The following is a 2,271-nucleotide window of genomic DNA, read 5'->3' as shown; positions in this document are numbered from 1 at the left end:
GGTCGGGCCCGGCTCCGCCCAGTCGGGGGGGGGGCCGCCCCCGGGGGGGGGGTCCGCGCACAACGGCCGGGGGCGGGGGGGGCGCGCCGGTCGGCGCCCGCCCCGCCCCGCAGCCGGGCCCTGGTGCGGGTCAGGCCCGGCCGAGGGCCCGGTCGACCGTGATCTCGATCACCACGCGCGCCGGGTTCTCCCGCGGCGGGCGGTAGCGCTCGGCGTAGCGGCGCACCGCATCGGCGACCGCGGCGGGCTCCTCGCTGACCCGGGCGACCCCTTCCAGCGTCGCCCAGCGGGCCCGGTCGACCTGGCACAACGCCACCCGGGCGCCGGCCTCGCCGGCCGCCAGCACGTTCTGCACCTTGCGGCTGGTCCGGCTGCTGATCACCCGGGCGGTCAGGGTCTGCGGGTCGAAGGTGGCGCCGACCGGGACGACGTGCGGGGTGCCGTCGGCGCGCAGCGTGGTGAGGGTGCAGAGCTGGTACTCCCGCCAGAAGGCGAGATAGCCGTCGTCCAGCGCGTGGAGGTCGTGAGCCATACCGCGCATGCTACGGGCCGCCCCCGGCCGCGCTGTCCACCGGGATCCGCCTGCCGGTAGCGTTCGACGCTGCAACAGCCTCCGGAGCAGCGACGGCGCCCGGAGCGGAGTGGAACGGGAGAGTCCGTGGTGGGGATGGCCGAGCAGACGGCGGGCGGGGCGGGCGGACGGCACGCGGTGGCGGGCTTCGCCCCCTGGCCGCCGCAGGGGGACGGCAAGCGGCGCGGCAAGGCGCTGCGCGAGAAGGCCTCCCGGGCCTCGCACGGGCGCTTCGACGTGCCGGTCGACCGGCCGGAGGTCGCCTACGCGGTGGCCGAGGCCAACCTCGGCCGGCTGACCCACCTGGTGCCGATAAGGGTCGGCAGAATGGCCGCGTCGCCGTTCGCCTTTCTGCGCGGCTCGGCCGGACTGATGGCATGCGACCTGGCCGTCTCCCCCGCCTCCGGGATCACCGCGCAGCTGTGCGGCGACGCGCACGCGGCCAACTTCGGCCTGTACGGCGACGCGCGCGGCCGGCTGGTGATCGACATCAACGACTTCGACGAGACCGTGCCGGGCCCCTGGGAGTGGGACCTCAAGCGGCTGGTGGCCAGCCTGGTGCTGGCGGGCCGGCAGGCGGGGGCCGGTGAGGACGTCTGCCGGCAGGCCGCGTTCGACGCCGCCGCGTCCTACCGCCGCACCATGCGCAAGCTGGCCAAGCTGCCCGCGCTGGACGCCTGGAACGCGATCGCCGACGACCAGCTGGTGGCCTTCGCCGACGCCCACGAGCTGGCCGACGTGCTGGCCGCGGTCGGCGACAAGGCGCTGCGCAACACCAGTGCCCGGTTCGCCGCGAAGTCCACCGTGCGGGGCGAGGACGGCGGCCGGCGGTTCGCCGCGGCGCCGCCGGTGCTGAGCAAGGTCCCGGAGGCGGAGGCCGTCGCGGTGGCGGGCTCGCTCGCGCCGTACCTGGAGACGGTCGCGCCGGAGCTGCGGCCGCTGCTCGGCCGGTACAGCGTGCAGGACGTGGCGTTCCGGATCGTCGGCACGGGCAGTGTCGGCACCCGGGCGTACGTGGTGCTGCTGGTGGACCGGCGGGAGCAGCCGCTGGTGCTCCAGGTGAAGGAGGCGCGTCCGTCGGTGCTGCTGCCGCACCTGGCCCGGGCGGGCTTCGCGGTGGGCGGCGCGCCCGCGCACGAGGGCCAGCGGGTGGTGCTCGGCCAGCGCCGCATCCAGGTGGTCAGCGACGTGCTGATGGGCTGGACGACGGTCGACGGACTCCCCTACCAGGTACGGCAGTTCCGCAACCGCAAGGGCAGTGTCGACCCGGCGGCGCTGGCGCCCTCGCAGCTCGACGACTACGGCCGGCTGACCGGTGCGCTGCTCGCCCGGGCGCACGCGCACACCGCGGACGCCGCCGAGATCGCCGGCTACTGCGGCCGGAGCGAGGAACTGGACGAGGCGATGGCGGCGTTCGCGGTGGCGTACGCGGATCGCAGCGAGGCGGACCACGCGGCCATGCTGACGGCCGTGAAGGCGGGCCGGCTGCCGGCCGAGCTCGGCGTCTGACAGACCGTCACAGAGCGGACAGGGCGGCCGGATCGGCCCGCGGATGCGGGTGGTTGGCTGATTCGCGTCCTGTCCGCCGGTGCTGCGCACCCGTACGGTCGGGGGGGGGGGGCGCCCCCCCCCCCGGGCCCCCCCCCCCCCCCCCCCCCCCCCCCCCCCCCCGCGGGGGCACGCCCCCCCCCCCCCCCCCC

At 77.1% G+C, this 2,271-nt stretch carries 2 protein-coding genes; one reads left to right on the top strand and one right to left on the bottom strand.

The annotated features are described in order from the left end of the window. Nucleotides 1–130 precede the first annotated feature (130 nt). Complete coding sequence (locus ACFV0G_RS38515) at nucleotides 131–532, bottom strand: pyridoxamine 5'-phosphate oxidase family protein (RefSeq protein ID WP_380558291.1); 402 nt, start codon at nucleotides 530–532, stop codon at nucleotides 131–133. Between the two features lie 135 nt (nucleotides 533–667). On the opposite strand from ACFV0G_RS38515, the gene ACFV0G_RS38510 reads away from it, so the two are divergent. Next, a complete protein-coding gene (locus tag ACFV0G_RS38510) occupies nucleotides 668–2,080 on the top strand; it encodes a DUF2252 domain-containing protein (RefSeq protein ID WP_380558288.1) in 1,413 nt (470 codons plus the stop codon). Nucleotides 2,081–2,271 lie beyond the last annotated feature (191 nt).

It is taken from the genome of Kitasatospora sp. NPDC059571 (assembly GCF_042735675.1).
In the GTDB taxonomy this organism is placed as follows: Bacteria; Actinomycetota; Actinomycetes; order Streptomycetales; family Streptomycetaceae; genus Kitasatospora.
This window is presented reverse-complemented; position numbering and strand designations above follow the sequence as displayed.

Bases quoted from the DNA above. Each gene is read 5' to 3' on its own strand.
- ACFV0G_RS38515 (WP_380558291.1), bottom strand. From the start codon at position 532: ATGGCTCACGACCTCCACGCGCTGGACGACGGCTATCTCGCCTTCTGG.
- ACFV0G_RS38510 (WP_380558288.1), top strand. From the start codon at position 668: ATGGCCGAGCAGACGGCGGGCGGGGCGGGCGGACGGCACGCGGTGGCG.